The sequence below is a fragment of the Bernardetia sp. Wsw4-3y2 genome (assembly GCF_037126295.1).
Taxonomy (GTDB): domain Bacteria; phylum Bacteroidota; class Bacteroidia; order Cytophagales; family Bernardetiaceae; genus Bernardetia.
On record NZ_CP147017.1, the window covers coordinates 3,769,092 to 3,785,230 of the forward strand.

Annotated in this window: 11 protein-coding genes; 8 read left to right on the plus strand and 3 right to left on the minus strand. The window is 32.0% G+C overall.

Going from position 1 to position 16,139, the window contains the following annotated elements; translation table 11 throughout:
* Positions 1-35 precede the first annotated feature (35 nt).
* Both V9L05_RS15500 and kbl read right to left on the minus strand, forming a co-directional pair.
* Entirely contained in the window at positions 36-2,909 is a 2,874-nt protein-coding gene (locus V9L05_RS15500) for a COR domain-containing protein (RefSeq protein ID WP_338812762.1), read from the minus strand.
* A 486-nt stretch (positions 2,910-3,395) separates the two neighbouring features.
* Positions 3,396-4,592: a glycine C-acetyltransferase gene (gene kbl / locus V9L05_RS15505; RefSeq protein WP_338812763.1), complete on the minus strand. Its 1,197-nt coding sequence runs from the start codon at positions 4,590-4,592 to the stop codon at positions 3,396-3,398.
* Positions 4,593-4,906: 314 nt separating this feature from the next.
* On the opposite strand from kbl, the gene V9L05_RS15510 reads away from it, so the two are divergent.
* The 8 genes from V9L05_RS15510 (at position 4,907) to V9L05_RS15545 (ending at position 14,500) form a co-directional block, all read left to right on the plus strand.
* Positions 4,907-5,593 carry a zinc metallopeptidase gene (locus V9L05_RS15510; protein ID WP_338792364.1) on the plus strand — a complete coding sequence of 229 codons (687 nt, stop codon included), beginning with the start codon at positions 4,907-4,909 and terminating at the stop codon, positions 5,591-5,593.
* Positions 5,594-5,807: 214 nt separating this feature from the next.
* A complete protein-coding gene (locus tag V9L05_RS15515) occupies positions 5,808-6,590 on the plus strand; it encodes an alpha/beta hydrolase (RefSeq protein ID WP_338794181.1) in 783 nt (260 codons plus the stop codon).
* Positions 6,591-6,900: 310 nt separating this feature from the next.
* Entirely contained in the window at positions 6,901-7,599 is a 699-nt protein-coding gene (locus V9L05_RS15520; RefSeq protein ID WP_338812764.1) for a CBS domain-containing protein, read from the plus strand.
* Positions 7,600-7,754: 155 nt separating this feature from the next.
* A complete protein-coding gene (locus V9L05_RS15525) occupies positions 7,755-9,776 on the plus strand; it encodes a DUF3857 domain-containing protein (RefSeq protein WP_338812765.1) in 2,022 nt (673 codons plus the stop codon).
* Positions 9,777-10,409: 633 nt separating this feature from the next.
* Entirely contained in the window at positions 10,410-12,869 is a 2,460-nt protein-coding gene (locus tag V9L05_RS15530) for a thiamine pyrophosphate-dependent enzyme (RefSeq protein ID WP_338812766.1), read from the plus strand.
* A 156-nt stretch (positions 12,870-13,025) separates the two neighbouring features.
* Entirely contained in the window at positions 13,026-13,523 is a 498-nt protein-coding gene (locus V9L05_RS15535; RefSeq protein ID WP_338812767.1) for a hypothetical protein, read from the plus strand.
* Between the two features lie 12 nt (positions 13,524-13,535).
* Positions 13,536-14,054 carry a hypothetical protein gene (locus tag V9L05_RS15540; RefSeq protein WP_338812768.1) on the plus strand — a complete coding sequence of 173 codons (519 nt, stop codon included), beginning with the start codon at positions 13,536-13,538 and terminating at the stop codon, positions 14,052-14,054.
* Positions 14,055-14,083: 29 nt separating this feature from the next.
* Complete coding sequence (locus tag V9L05_RS15545) at positions 14,084-14,500, plus strand: hypothetical protein (protein ID WP_338792358.1); 417 nt, start codon at positions 14,084-14,086, stop codon at positions 14,498-14,500.
* 65 nt (positions 14,501-14,565) lie between these two features.
* On the opposite strand, the gene V9L05_RS15550 is transcribed toward V9L05_RS15545, so the two are convergent.
* On the minus strand, positions 14,566-16,020 hold the full coding sequence (locus tag V9L05_RS15550; RefSeq protein WP_338812769.1) for a sodium:solute symporter family protein: 1,455 nt from the start codon (positions 16,018-16,020) through the stop codon (positions 14,566-14,568).
* Positions 16,021-16,139: the final 119 nt, after the last annotated feature.

Genomic DNA, 16,139 nt, shown 5'->3' on the forward strand with positions numbered 1-16,139 from the left:
ACCGAAAAACTTCTTTAAATTTTTAAAATCAATTATTAGAATTTAGAAACCAAAGTAATTAATCTATTAGGAAACTGAAAATCATTTGTTCCACTTATAAACTCAGCCTTCAAACGTGCAATTTGATTTCCTCTGATTCCCATTCTATCTAATTCAGCAAAAAAATCAGATACATTATTTCTTTCGATTAATTCTATTAGTCTATTTCCTCGTATCGTTTTCGTATCCAAAATTCCTTCTAAAAGTGTAGCAATTTCTACATCTTCTGCACCGATAGCACATTCTCTTGTAGTTTTTCCTTTTTCTTGAAAGCGTTTCAAAGTATTATAATCATGTAAATAAGGTTTTAAAGAACCTTTACAATCCACACAAACACAAGGAATTTTCTGAAAAATCTCTAATTCTTCAAATTTGCTATGAATATGGTCTATATTTCTTCGAATGATAGCTAAAAGTTTGTCAGCTTGTTTTCCCCAAACTTCTATTTTTATTGTTTTTGGATTTTCTACTTCATTCAAAATTACTTTTGCAAACGTTTCTTTTTCCTTAGCTTCCAAAACAAGCACAACGCCATTTTTCCAAAAATATTCTTCAAAAATATTTTCGTGCAGACGACAAATAAAACGGCTCAAAATTCCCTTTGGCATAAAAGGATAATGATATTCAAAACGCAAATATTTAGTTTTTTTACTCTCAAAAGTAGGTTTTATTTCTGCTACACCTGTTGGTTCTTCTACTGGCAAACCTTCGGGAACGATATATAAATCGCTATCTTGAAACTGAAAAATAAGTTCGAACTTCTCTATAAGATTTATCAAAAACTCGTGCTTTTCATCAAAACGTTCATCTTCCCATATTTTATCCAAATCTGAAAAATGAAAACGTCCTCTTTCTACTTTTTTTGTATCCAAAAGCAAATAAGCTGCATCAGTTATCCATTCTGAATTGAGAACAACTGTATTTTTTAATCTTGCTTCTTCCGAGAAATGAAGTACAGAACCAATGTTATGAAGTTGGTCGCTCAAAAATGACGCATCTTCTTTTGAAACTGTATGTTTTTCACAGACTTTCAAATAGTCTTTATAACTAATATAATCGATGTTTTTGCTGCTTTCTATAAGCTCATCACGCACAGCCACTCTGTATTTATTCCAAATTTCTCTAGTATGTGGAAGTTCTAAAAGTTGGTTTTGTATCTCTGTTCGCAGCGCATCAATTCCTGTTCCTTCTTTACAAGACGTTTTATAAAAATCGACAATATTAGGAAATTGTTCTTTCCATTGTTTTTGATTTACTTCACTTTCTATCTCATCTATTTTATTTTGGACAATCAAAACAGGTGCATTTTTGGAAAGTAGCGACACAATACGCAGCCAATACGCAAACTTTGACTTATCCTCTCCCTTACGAGTTTCCCACACAAAAACATAAATTGAATTTTTAGTCAGAAAAAACTGATGTGTACCATAGTTTATTTCCTGTCCTGCAAAATCCCAAATATGAGCTATAAAATCTGTTTTTTGTTCTTCTCGCTTACAATCTACTAACTGCCAAGGTTTTATACGAATTCCTTTTGTGAATTTTCTACCACCTTCAAATTTATATTCTGCTTCACTCAATGCTTCTGAAAGCTCTGTTTTTCCTAATTCTCCTACTCCTACAAAAATTAGTTTGGCTTCATTGAGTTCTTTTCGGTCTTCTTCTTTTTGTATGGATTTTAGATGATTTTTTACTGCTTCTAAGACATTTCCATAATCATCAAGTATATTCTTTGGTATATTCATTATTGGATTACCCCTTATTTCAAGACTAGCATCACTTTTAATGTGCGAAATATTCGTAAAAGAAATGGAATTTATTTTATTACAACTAACATCAATTTTTCTTATTTTAAGTAAATTATTGATGAATGAAATATCTTTGATATAATTATGAGATAAATCTATAAACTCTAAATTTTTCAAGTTTTGTAATTTACTCGCTTCAATAATCTTATTTTCTCTTAATTTTAATACTTTAAGCTCAAGTAAATTTTGTATATCTGTTATATTCTTTATCTTATTATAACTTAAACTCAAATGTGATATTTGATTTAAATATTTAATATCCTTTATAATAGATATTTCATTGCCCTCAAGCAATAATGTCTTTAAATTTATCATTCCTTTTATACAACCAAGTTTTTTTATATTGTTGTAATTTAAATCAAGAGTTTTTAATTTTGTAAGGTTTTTTAAAGGTGAAATATTCTGTATTTCATTTTCTGATAAGTATAACTCTTCTAACTTTTTCAAATTACTCAATGGAAATAAATCTTGTACATCTAATAAGCTAGCATCTAGTACACAAAGCTCTTCCAAATTCTCTAAAGGAGAGAAAGAATTTATATATCCAGCAGAAGCCATATCAAGAACTTTTAACTTTTTGAGATTCTGCAAAGACTTAATATCTTGTATATAATTATCTCCTATATACAGTTCTTCAATGTTTAAAAGATATTCTAAAGTAGAAATATCTTTAATTTTGTTTTGGTGTATATCTAATACTCTAAGTTTATTTAATTTTTTTAGATTTTCTATATTAGATATTGGTACACCTTTCTGTTGTTGTTTAGATAAAAATATACCTGCTAAAGTTAATTCTTCTAAATTAGGTGGTAGATATTTAGGTATAACTTGTAATTGATTAAGTTCAAATTGGTTACTAGATTCATAATAAATCCAATCACTTTTTGTAAAATCATATCGCATACGTTCATGAGAAAATGTCAGTATTTTTATATGTTTTGCGAAAATAAGTTTCCTGTATAATTCATCTTCTGTACCATCAAGTCCACAATTCCCTAAATCAAGATAAGGATTTTTAGTTCTTATATTTTCTTCAATAAGCCTTTCTGCTAATTCACTCATTTTCTTATTTTTTTAAGTAGTTCAGTAAAAACGAATATAGTTATTTTTCTTTTTTGTAATGGAAAAAGGAAATGTTTTCATGATGTCGTCGGTGGGGACACCGACAACGGCTGGGTTGTGAAGACATCGCAAATAGTAAGGGAAAAACGAGTGTAGTTATTTTTTAGCTTTCTCTTTTGTCATAATGGAGAAACAAATATTTTGTAGAATATAAAAATACGTTTTATAATAACCATCTGCCGTTGTCGGTGTCCCCACCGACGACAAAAACAAGCACACACCGATAATAAACCATCAAAATCGCTCTCTATACTCTATCAAAAACTCTTATCCTCAACGACGCTTTTAAGCTCGTTGATGATTGGAGGGAGAGTAAAATAAACCGTCGTTGAGGATCAAATGAAGTCCTCAACGAGGATTTAATAAAAAAAACGAACGGCTTACATAAAAGCAAACCGTTCGTAATTTTTAATCCGTAATTCTGCTTTACGAAATCACATCTAATTCTTTCCCCACTTTAGTAAAAGCTGCAATGGCTTTATCCAAATGTTCACGCTCGTGTAAAGCCGAAATCTGGACACGAATACGAGCTTTTCCTTTAGGAACAACAGGATAATAAAAACCAATTACATAAATTCCTTCTTCCAAAAGTCGGTCAGCAAATTTTTGAGAAAGTGGCGCATCATAAAGCATCACAGGAACAATTGGATGTTCGCCTTTTACAATATCAAAACCTGCTGCACTCATTTTTTCTCTAAAATATTTTGTACTTTCTTCTAGCTTATCTCTAAGCTGCGTAGATTCCATCAAGACATTCAAAACTTCAATAGAAGCACCCACAATTGGTGGTGCAACCGTATTTGAAAATAAATAAGGACGAGAACGCTGACGAAGCATTTCTACAATTTCCTTTTTGGCTGCCGTAAATCCACCTGAAGCACCACCAAGAGCTTTTCCATACGTTCCTGTAATGATGTCAATTTTGCCCATTACATTTCTGTATTCGTGTGTTCCTCGCCCTGTTTTTCCAATAAAACCAGACGAATGACACTCATCTACCATAACGAGAGCCTTATATTTATCAGCCAAATCACAGATTTTATCTAGTTGTGCAATTGTTCCGTCCATTGAAAAAACACCATCTGTAACAATCATTTTATGAACTGCGCCTGCTGCATCGGCATCTTGAAGTTGTTTTTCAAGGTCTGCCATGTTATTATGTTCGTAACGAAAACGCTTTGCCTTACACAAACGAACGCCATCAATAATAGAAGCATGATTCAAAGCATCCGAAATAATGGCATCGTCTGCTCCCAAAAGAGGTTCGAAAACTCCACCGTTTGCGTCAAAAGCTGCTGCATACAAAATGCAGTCTTCCATTCCTAAAAATTCGGCTGTTTTGCGTTCTAATTCTTTGTGTAAATCTTGTGTTCCACAAATAAAACGAACCGATGAAAGTCCAAAGCCATGTGTATCAATAGCTTTTTTTGCAGCTTCCAAAACACGAGGGTTCGAAGAAAGACCTAAATAATTATTTGCACAAAAATTGATTACCTCACCAGTGCTTTGCGTTTTGATGGCTGCTGATTGTGGCGTTGTGATGATACGTTCTTTTTTATAAAGTCCTGCATCTTTTATTTCTTGTAATTCCTTTTCTAAAAAAGGTTGAAGTGTGTCGTACATGAGTTTTTAGTTGGGTTAAAGTGAAGTAGCTAATACTTTCTAAGTATTGTAAGAAAATAATTTATTGAATTTTTTTTATGATACTTTGGAAGCTGTCAGCTACTTTTGATTCAAATTTAGTGATTTTTGGAGTTTTTTTGTGTATCAATTTTCAAATTATATTTTTTATAAAAAGAGAAACAACTTTTCCTTATTTTCGTTTAAGGTTAGAAAGTATAACAGACTTCCTAGTCTGTTAAAAAACAGTATTTTACAATGCAACAGACAGGGATGTCTGTTATACATTATTTTTTAAACTAAATATTTTAGATAAAATGACTGGAGGTTATATATTAATAATTGTTGTAGGTCTGATAAGCATGGGCGTACAATATATGTTTAGAAATCGCTTTAAAAAATATTCTCAAACTCCTTTAGCTTCCAATATGAGTGGAGCAGAAGTAGCTCAAAGAATGCTAAACGACAATGGAATAAGAGGCGTAAAAATTCTTTCTGTAGCTGGCAGACTTACTGACCACTATAATCCAAGTGATAAAACAGTAAATTTAAGTGAAGCTGTTTATCATGGTCGTAATGCTGCTGCTGTTGCTGTAGCTGCTCACGAATGTGGACATGCTGTTCAGGATGCAAAAGCGTATGCTTTTTTAGGTTTTCGTTCGGCGATGGTTCCAGTTCTGAATATAACAAATCGGTTTACTCCTTTTTTATTAATGATTGGAATTGGTCTTTTATTTTTTGCTAATATCCCCTATGTTTTGGCTGCTGGTGTTTTAGCTTTAGCTGTTTCTACACTTTTTAGTTTTATTACTTTACCAGTTGAATTTGATGCTAGTAGAAGAGCTTTAAAATGGATAAAAGATGAAAATATAGTCAATCCACAAGAATATTCGATGGCAAAAGGCGCACTCTCTTGGGCTGCCATGACGTATGTAGTAGCTGCACTAAGTTCTTTAGCAACATTACTTTATTATGGTTCAATGCTGATGGGAAGAAGAGACTAATTTGGTTTACACTACTTTAATCATTATTTAAAGCCCTAAATTTCTCAATGATTCTTAGGGTTTTGTTTTTTCAAAAATTCTAACTAAACAAAAAAAAACAGGTTGAATAATGAATAGAATTATGCTATGTTTGTAGATAGCGACTTTTAGAATATATAATTTTTGTAAATTTGTCGTTTAACAATATATCTAAACTCATTATACATTTAATTTCATAGGCATGACGATAAAAGAAAAAGGAGGCTATCAATATATAGATGAAGGAGAAGGAGAAGTGCTTTTGCTTCTACATGGACTTTTTGGTGAGATGAGTAATTGGGAGGGCGTAGTAGCTCATTTTTCCAAAAATTACAGAGTCTTGATTCCGATGATGCCTATTTATACTATTTCTTTGCGAAAGGCGCATTTAGAAGGACTTATAGATTTTGTAGAAGGTTTTGTACAAATGGAAGACTTAAAAGATATGACTTTGGTAGGAAATTCTTTAGGAGGACATTTGGCTCTTATTTTTATGCTTCGCAACAAAGAAATATCTAAAAGAATGGTCTTGACAGGTAGTTCAGGACTTTTTGAAAATGGTATGGGAGGCTCTTTTCCTAAGCGTGGAAGCTACGAGTATATCAAAGAAAAAGTACAATATACCTTCCATGACCCAAAAGTTGCAACGAAAGAGCTAGTAGATGACGTATTTGAAGTAACAAACAATAATGCAAAATGCTTACGAATGATTACGATTGCTCGCTCAGCACAGCGCAACAACATGGCTAAAGAAATTCCACAAATAAATATTCCTACTCTTTTGGTTTGGGGACTCAATGATACAATTACACCACCTTTAGTAGCTCATGAATTTCATAGGCTTTTAAGAAATAGTGAACTTCGTTTTATTGATAAATGTGGACATGCACCTATGATGGAACATTCAGCTATTTTCAATGCGTATTTTGATGAGTTTTTAAGAAAAAATCCATTAGAAAAAACAGCTACATTAGTTTAATTTTTCGTTAAAATAATTGCATAGAGTTAAGAATAAAAATAGTGGATGGATTTGAAATAGACTAAAAAATAAAAATCAATATAAAACGAAACATAAAAAGTGAACATTTTTTTACTAAAAATAATTTGAATAAGCTATTTAACTAAAAATAATAGCTTTTCTAAATAAATTAGCATACAAATTGTTATTCTATATAGTAGCAAAATAGTTGTGTTTTGTTTTTTATAAACTTTCAATTTCCAAATAAATTGAAGTAAAATTAATAAAAAGCCATTTTTGCTAGTATTGCCTTATTCAAAAAACAACCACTATGACCGATACATATAATACTACTACTTCTATTATGGTCGCTGCTGACCTTATAAATGAAATGATTCCTCCATTAAAAAGTCAGGACAGTGTCAAAAAGGCTCTTAATTGGATGGATGCGTTCAGAATTACGCAGCTACCTATCGTTGAAAATAATGTTTATAAAGGCATTATTACAGAAGATATGCTCTACGAAATCAACAATCCAGATGCAACTATTGATGCTATCGAACCTTTATATGAAGATGTTTTTGTAGGAGAAGACCAACATTTTTATGATGTTATGCGACTAGCAACTGACCATAATTTACGCATTATTGCTGTTGTAGACTTAAGTAACATTTTTGTAGGTGTGATTACGGTAAGAGATACCCTAGCAGCCTTTGCACGTACTTTTGCTAACCAAAGTGCAGGTGCAATACTTGTTATGTCAATGAATTACAGAGATTATTCTTTGGCGCATATTAGTCGATTGATAGAAGAAAATAACACCAAAATTTTGAGTAGTTATGTAGACACAGATCCCTATGATACCAACCTTATCAAACTTACTCTAAAATTAGATAAAACGGAGCTTACACCTATTTTAGCAACTTTAGAGCGTTTCGAATATCGTGTTATTGCTAAGTTCCAAGAAAATCCAGATGCAGATATTCAAAAAGAACGTTTAGATATGTTCTTTAGATATTTTGATATTTAATTTTCAAAGCTATAAAACCTATAAGGTTTCTGAAAACCTTATAGGTTTATTGTTTTAATTATAAAAAGCATTTTTCGAAAAAAGAAAAATGCTTTTCTTGTTTTAAAAAACTGTACTGAATTATTCATTATACCAATCATTCCTTTATTTATTCTATGAATTTAATTAAATCAAATCTACTCTTTGTAGTCTTATTTACCTTTACTTTTTTTTCTACTTTGTCAGTTTTTGCAGACAATGACAAACACCAATACGCAGATTATGACTGGGAAGAAAACAGAAAAAGAAATGAAGTTCCTTCACACTTAGAAAACGGAGGTTCAGTTGTTTTTTTAGATAAAAATATGATAGAATATTTTTATTTAGCAGACGAAGAAAAAGTAATTCTGTATAAAACACATCACGTAATTCGTTGGCTCGGAAGTACAGATGCTGTTGAACGTTATAATGCTATCTTCATTCCCTTGGGAGAAGGAACACTAGAAAAACTAAAAGTGCGTTCTATTTCTCCAGATGGTAAAGTAGTTATTTCTGACCAAAATAATTTGAAAGAAATAAAAGATGAAGAATCTGGGCGTGGTTATAAAATGTTTGCCATCGAAGGAATAGAAAAGGGAAGTGAAATTGAATATTTTTATACAACTAAAGAACCGATTTTTGGTGGAAATCAAGAAGGAAGAGAATATATGCAAAGTAGTACACCTACTAAAAATATTTCTTTTGAACTTATCAGTCCTTCTTTTTTAGATTTTGAAGTAAAAAGCTATAACGGTTTAGCTGATGCAGAACTTATAGAAGATACCAAAAATGAAAAGCGAATTCAACGTATAGAAGTAGATAGCATTGCACCTCTGAATGGAGAACCTTTTGCGTATGCAGATCCAAATAAAATGAGAGTAGATTATAAATTAGCTTATAATTTGGCTACTAGTTCTCGCCAACGCTTTTATACTTTTACGGACGCAGCTAGACAAATTTATAGTGTCTTTTGTCAAACAAGAGATAAAAAAGAACTAAAATCACTCAAAAAAATCTACAAAGAAGTAGAAATAAAGGATAAAGATACAGAAGAAACACGTATTCGCAAGATTGAAAATTACTTGAAAGTAAAGATTCAAGGAACAGAATCTCCTGCTGCTGATTTTTCGAATATAGAAGAAATTGAGAAAACAAAAATTGCTAATGAACGAGGTTTAGTTCGTCTTTTTACTACAATGTTAGAATTGGCTGAAGTGCCTTATGAACTTGTTTTGACTTCTGATAGAAGTGAAGTCAGATTTGATGGCGATTTTGATTATTGGGGAAATATGCGAGAGTTTTTGATTTATTTTCCAAATACAAAAAAATACCTTGTACCTGCTGTTCCTTTATATCGTTATGGAATTGTACCTGATACATGGACAGCTACTGACGGACTTTTTATTCGTAAAATGAAAGTAGGAGATGAAGTATTTGGATTGGGAACAGTCAGAGAAATAGAACCCCTAGAAGGCGACCAAAATTTCAGTAATATCAATCTTAAAATGAAATTTAATGAAGATATGGATGCCGTAGAAGCTGAACTTAAATATGGGTTTGGTGGACTTTCGGCTGTGGGGCTTCAACCAATTATTCCTTATCTATCAGAAGAAAAACGTACTGAAATGATAGAAAATGTTTTGAGAGGGCTTTCAGCAGATGCAGAGTTTGAAGATATTAAATTAGAAAATGAATTAATGAATACAGACCTTTTAGAAAACGAGTTTGCTATCAAAACCAATTTTTCGTCTAAATCATGGATAGAAAAAGCAGGTAATAAATATCTTTTCACCATTGGAAAATGTATAGGACCTCAATCAGAACTTTATCAAGAAAAAGAAAGAAAACTAGCTGTAGAAAATGGACACAACAGAATCTACAAAAGAAAACTAACTTTTGAAGTTCCAGAAGGTTACAAAGTCAAAAATATAGATGATTTGAAGTTAAACGTTGTTTTTGATAAGCCAAATCAAGAAGGAGATAAGAAAAACTGTGGTTTTATTTCTAATTACAAACAAGAAGGAAATACCATAACAGTTGATATTTTTGAATACTATTATGAAATTTATCTTCCTTTAGAGGACTTTGAAGATTATAGAAAAGTAATCAATGCAGCAGCCGATTTTAATAAAATTGTATTGGTTTTAGAGAAAGCATAAGTATTTCCTAAACGTTGTGATTTATCAGTTGAATCCAAAAAAGCAAAAGCCTTCGTTTCTAATTTATAGAAATGAAGGCTTTTTTGATGCAATTTATAAAATATATGGCTCTTCCGACTTTTTAGCGAAACATAGTGTGTTCAACTCCCTAGAGTTGAACGAAACGCTTCCTCAGAAGCGTGATATTGCTTAAATCACGCTTCTGAGGAAGCGTTTCGTTCGTTTTTGAGAACGGTGTAACCCTCAGCGAAGCTAAATCACTTCCTAATGATGTCTATATGTAGTATTGTAAATTTAAAGTAAAATAAATTTTATCTTTTTTATAATTTCTAAAATTTCTAAAATCTCTTCTGAATTTTCCAAATTCTCCAAAACAAAAACGAAGAAAATAGCATTAAGAGCTTATAAAAGCTATTGTAAAATATAAATACCTCAAAATGAATGTCTTATGAACTCTTAATTTTATTAAATTCTCAAATTTCCAAATCTGCGTTTGGTTTGTTAAATTTGTAAGAACACAAAATACTATTTTCCTCGTTGACGGTTTCATTTGAAACTCAACGACGGTTAAGATAAGAATACAAAAAAATAAACACACATATAAAATCTATAAAAAATAAGCCACCTAAAGTTATGCAAACAAAAGAAACGCTGAAAGAATCGACTCCTAAAAATACAAACTCGTCTACAAACCAAAATACAAGTTTTGACCCTAACGATGTTTTAAAATATTATCGAATTGGGTGGGAAAGCCGAAATGCCAGTTTATTAGGACGAAAGGAAGTTTTTGCAGGAAAAGCCAAGTTCGGAATTTTTGGAGATGGAAAAGAAGTTCCACAGATTGCAATGGCAAAAGCGTTTCAAAAAGGAGATTTTCGTTCGGGATATTACCGTGACCAAACCTTTATGTTGGCATTAGAAGAAATTACTTTAGAGCAATATTTTGCACAGCTTTATGCTCACACAGACCTAGAAGTAGAGCCTGCATCAGCAGGAAGACAAATGAACGGACACTTTGCTACTCGTTCAATAGATGAAAATGGTAATTGGAAAAACTTAACTGAGCAATACAACTCTAGTGCAGATATTTCTCCAACAGCAGGACAAATGCCTCGTTTGGTTGGTTTGGCTTTGGCTTCAAAAACATATCGTCAAAATGCTGATATTTTATCAGAATATACAAACTTCTCTAAAAATGGAAATGAAATTGCCTTTGGAACAATTGGCGATGCTTCTACCTCAGAAGGTCTTTTTTGGGAAGCTATTAATGCAATGGGTGTTTTGCAAGTTCCTGTTTTAATGTCTGTTTGGGATGACGGATATGGAATTTCTGTTCCTAAAAAATATCAAACTACAAAGGAAAGTATTTCGGATGTCTTGGCAGGTTTTCAAAGAGATGAAAATAACAAAGGTTACGAAATTATTAAAGTAAAAGCGTGGGATTATGCAGAATTGTGTAGAGTTTATGCAAAAGCAGCTCATCTTTGTCGAACTGAACATCAGCCTGTTTTGATTCATGTAGAAGAAGTTACACAACCACAAGGACACTCTACTTCGGGTTCGCATACTCGTTATAAGCCAAAAGAACGCTTAGAGTTTGAAAAAGAATTTGATTGTTTGGTGCAAATGCGTAAATGGATTTTAGAAGAAGGCATTGCAAACGAAGAAGAATTAGATGAAATAGAAAAAACATCATTTGCTAGAGCTAGAGATGCAAGAAATTATGCTTGGAAAGCCTTCAATGAAGCTATGAAAGCAGACCAAGATGAAGCATTAAATTTATTAGAAAAAGGCGCAAATCAGTCTTCAAATAATGCTGTCAAAAATGAATTACTAGAAATTCATTCGACATTAAAAACTACGCTTAATGCCATGCGTTTGGATACAATCAAAGCCGTAAAAGCAGCTTTGAGAACATTGAAAAATGAATTAGAAAATCCAATTCGTGTAGATTTAAAATTATTTTTAGACAGAACAAAAGAAGAAAATTACGACCGTTATAATTCTCATTTGCATTCTGAAACTGAACTTTCAGCTTTAAAAGTAGAAGAAATAAAGCCAACATATAGCGATGAGAGTCCAATAGTTGATGGAAGAGAAGTTTTACAATCTTGTTTTATCAATGCTTTTGAAAACAATCCTTTAGTTGTTGCTTTTGGAGAAGATGTAGGAAGAATTGGTGATGTAAATCAAGCCTTTGCAGGTCTGCAAGAGCAGTTTGGAGAAAGCAGAATTACTGATACAGGTATTCGTGAAGCTACTATTATGGGACAAGGAATTGGAATGGCAATGCGTGGATTGCGTCCGATTGCAGAAATTCAGTATTTAGATTACTTGCTGTACGGCTTACAAATTTTATCTGATGATTTGGCGTGTTTGCGTTACCGTACAAAAGCAGGACAAAAAGCTCCATTGATTATTCGTACTCGTGGACATCGTTTAGAAGGTGTTTGGCACGCAGGTTCGCCTATCGGAACTATCTTGGGTGCATTGCGTGGAATTTATGTTTTAGTTCCTCGTGATATGACACAAGCAGCAGGTTTTTATAACACGATGCTCAAATCTGATGACCCAGCACTTATCATTGAATGTCTGAATGGCTACCGTTTGAAGGAAAAAACACCTGATAATGTAGGAGAATTTACTGTTCCTTTAGGAGTTCCAGAGATTTTGAGAGAAGGAAAAGATGTTACTGTGGTTACGTATGGTTCTATGTGTAGAATTGTGATGGAAGCAGCCGAGCAGTTAGAAAAATTAGGAATTAATATTGAAGTTATTGATGTTCAGACTTTACTTCCTTTTGATCGTCATCATGCCATTTTGGAATCTATCAAAAAGACCAATCGTGTTATTTTTGCAGATGAAGATGTATCAGGTGGAGGGACAGCTTATATGATGCAAAAAGTTTTAGATGAACAAAATGCGTATCGTTTCTTAGATTCTAAGCCAGTTTGTATATCAGCTCGTGACCACCGTCCTGCGTATGCAACAGATGGAGATTATTTCTCTAAACCTAATCCAGAAGACATTACAGAAGCTGCTTATAATTTGATGCATGAGTTTAATCCAGAACAGTTTCCTGAATTGTATTAAGAATTAATTTTTTAGATTGATTTTTGTGTATTTTAATTTTAAAACTAAGTAGCTTATATAAATTTATGAGCTACTTATTTTTTCAAAGGTTGAACTGCAAAACTTTAATTTTTTAATTATGGTTAGGGTTATAGATTTTAAATAAACTTATACCTCATGAATACTGCACCATTAGAATTATCGCATAGTTTATTACAAACTATTGAGTCATTGTTTATAGAAAATAATATATCAAAATACTTTAAAGATACTTTGGTAGTTCTGTTAGTTGTCTTATTTTTCCCTATTTTATATTTGGCTTCTTGGATGATTGCTTTAATTATTTATTGCATAACATATAAAATCCTTTCTAAGGAAATCAATTTCACAAATGCTAAAGAGTATAGACAAAGTAGAATTGTTTATGATTTGGTATTACCAGTTGCTACAGAAAACACTACTCTATTTAAAAAATTAAAAGAAAAAGATAAAATATGGTATTTTATTTTTTACCCTGTAAGAATAATATATTTACCTGCTGAGTGGTATTGTAGAGAGGTAAAAAAAGAATTTGAAAAACTAGATTCTCCAAATAAAAAAGATTCTTTATTTAGGTCAATTTCAGAAGAGGAGTTATGGGAAAGAAGAACAAAAGCATATCAATATAAACTCTAAAAAATAGAAACTATGTTTGATAATGCTTACAAATTTAATTATCAAGGTCATACCAAAACGCCAACAGAGCCTTATCTAAAACTTCACAAATTTTCCTTTAAATGTAGATTTAATCATAGGTATATTATAAGAGTGGAGGAATATGAACATAAAGTTTTTGTCATTAAATTTTACTTAAAAAACCATGAACAATCAGAAAAGAAATATCAATTATTAAGTGGATTAAATGATGCTACTCGTGTAATAGCCACAAGTGTTGAAGCCATGATTTGGCTTTATAAAAAAGATAATCTATCTTCTTTTGGTTTTATAGGTGCAAATTCAGAAGGTGAAGAAATAGGAAACACTAAAAGATTTAAGTTATACGTTAAAATAATGCTCAATTTGTTTTCTCCAAAACTTTTTGAACATAAAGAGTATGAAAAGAATAGTGCTTATCTTTTATTAAACAAACAGAACTCAGAGGAATATGAAAACTTACAAGAAGTAATCGAAGAGTTATTCATAAAATACTACGATATGTATTTATAAAAAAATAAATCAAAGTAAAAATAAAAAAAATGCTATACGATAAAGCCAACGACCACCAAAAGAAAGAAGAATTTATGGATCTTTCTCTTACTCATGCACATACACACATCGGCATGTTTTTAGGATGGATAGTTCAAAATGACCTTGCCAGTGAAGATTTTGAAGATGAAGCAGGTTTGCAAATCAGACATCTTATGCAACGTACTATTTCTTGCTGTATTTTTAGTGAACTTTGGGATGGTGTTATTTCTGATGATATGCTCAATCCAAAAGCCAAAAAATTTACGGATGCCTATTATGCAACTGGAAAATATATTGAAGATTATAGAAAAATTTTTCCTCAACACGATTGCATGTATCTAGTAGAAGACACGTGGCAAAATTATGAAAAAGTAGCCAAAATACTAGATATGCGTTTTTTGGAATGGAAAAATATGAATGCTTAATAATTTGTATACTCATACTATTTTTCTAGTTCAAGCATTGAAACTTGAACTAGAAAAAATACGTTCTACTTCTTAGAAACTGATATATGAACAATTGCAAAAAGTATAATAGAAACAGTTATTCCAAAAAGATTTGCATCCAAATCATAAGGTAATTTCAAGTTTTCTAACTTCTGCATTAAAATCAAAATTAGGGTAGTTGTTCCTCCTCCAATCATTGCTACTAAGGCAGCAGTAGGACTTGGATTTTTGATAAAAAGCATAGCCAAAACAGGCACAAACAAACCTGAAACCATAAAAGCATACGAATAAAGCATCAATTCTAAAACGTTTTGCATGTGCAATGCAAGTACAATTGCAAAAGCACCAATTACAAAAGTAAGAAGTTGAGAAAGAACTAAATTACTTGCCATTTTCTTTTTGAAACGACCAATAATATCTGTCATTAAGTTTCCAGAAGCAGCCATCAAACAGCTATCTGCCGTCGACATAATGGCAGAAAAATAAGCTGAAAGCATAAGTCCCATCAAACCAACAGGAAGCATGGTGCGAAGTAAAAGAGGCAATCCCATTTCGGCATCTAAAGGATTAGTTGCAGCCGTCGCCACCGAAAAACCTGCCTCAGCAAAAGCTCCTTGTAAATAAGCTACTTTAGCAAACATTCCTAACAAAACACCCATAAAAGCCATAAACGGATATTCGAAAATACCTGCAATTCGCCAAGCACGAATCGCTGTTTTTTCGTCTTTTGCTGCATAAATTCGTTGATACAGTGTCATTCCGACAAACCAAATCGGTACAATCGTAATAAGCCAATTTATGACTTGAGAAACCGTAATATTTCCGAAAGATAACATTTGAGCAGGTAAATATTCTCTTATTCCTTCCATTCCACCAACGAAAAAATAACCCATTGGAAGACCAATTCCGACAAGTCCAGTAAGTAAGATAATCCATTGCACTGTATCGGTATAAATAACAGCTTTTATTCCTCCAAATACTGTATAAAGAACAGCCACAACGCCCATTGCCCAAACAGCTTGTTCTAGTGTGATAGCTTTTGGAAAAGTAGCTGAAGCCAGTTTTGCACCAGCCAAAATCTGACTACTAGAAAAACCTACATAACCAATAAGAGAGATAATTCCTGCAGCAAGTGCTACATCTCTTGTATAATAATGTTCGACAGCTTGTGGAAAACTAAGCAGTTTTTTCTTTCTAGCAATGGGATAAATTTTGGGAATTAAATAAACAGCACTTAACCATGCCCCCAAAAGACCTGTAAATAACATCCAACTTCCTGCAATTCCTATCGAAAAACCTAGTCCACCTAGTCCTATCGAAAAACCTCCACCTACATCTGTTGCTACTACGGAAAGTCCAATATGTCCTGCTGAAAGTCCTCGCCCACCTACATAATAATCTTCGTCTGATTTGTTGGTACGATAAAAATAGAAACCAATAGCTAAAAGAGCAATAAAATAAACAATAAAAATACTAATATCTATCCAATGTAAATCCATTAAAACCTGTTTTTGATAAGTCTGTAAAATGCAAAATTTTAAAGATAACAAAAATAGAAGGGAAATGCTAGTTTTAGAAGATTTGGATAGATAGCTTATATAACTATCTTTTGAATAAC

What these genes read in the sequence shown, in the direction of transcription:
- kbl (WP_338812763.1), bottom strand. Translation starts at nt 4,592, where the DNA reads ATGTACGACACACTTCAACCTTTTTTAGAAAAGGAATTACAAGAAATA.
- V9L05_RS15510 (WP_338792364.1), top strand. Translation starts at nt 4,907, where the DNA reads ATGACTGGAGGTTATATATTAATAATTGTTGTAGGTCTGATAAGCATG.
- V9L05_RS15550 (WP_338812769.1), bottom strand. Translation starts at nt 16,020, where the DNA reads ATGGATTTACATTGGATAGATATTAGTATTTTTATTGTTTATTTTATT.
- V9L05_RS15540 (WP_338812768.1), top strand. Translation starts at nt 13,536, where the DNA reads ATGTTTGATAATGCTTACAAATTTAATTATCAAGGTCATACCAAAACG.
- V9L05_RS15525 (WP_338812765.1), top strand. Translation starts at nt 7,755, where the DNA reads ATGAATTTAATTAAATCAAATCTACTCTTTGTAGTCTTATTTACCTTT.
- V9L05_RS15535 (WP_338812767.1), top strand. Translation starts at nt 13,026, where the DNA reads ATGAATACTGCACCATTAGAATTATCGCATAGTTTATTACAAACTATT.
- V9L05_RS15520 (WP_338812764.1), top strand. Translation starts at nt 6,901, where the DNA reads ATGACCGATACATATAATACTACTACTTCTATTATGGTCGCTGCTGAC.
- V9L05_RS15500 (WP_338812762.1), bottom strand. Translation starts at nt 2,909, where the DNA reads ATGAGTGAATTAGCAGAAAGGCTTATTGAAGAAAATATAAGAACTAAA.
- V9L05_RS15530 (WP_338812766.1), top strand. Translation starts at nt 10,410, where the DNA reads ATGCAAACAAAAGAAACGCTGAAAGAATCGACTCCTAAAAATACAAAC.
- V9L05_RS15545 (WP_338792358.1), top strand. Translation starts at nt 14,084, where the DNA reads ATGCTATACGATAAAGCCAACGACCACCAAAAGAAAGAAGAATTTATG.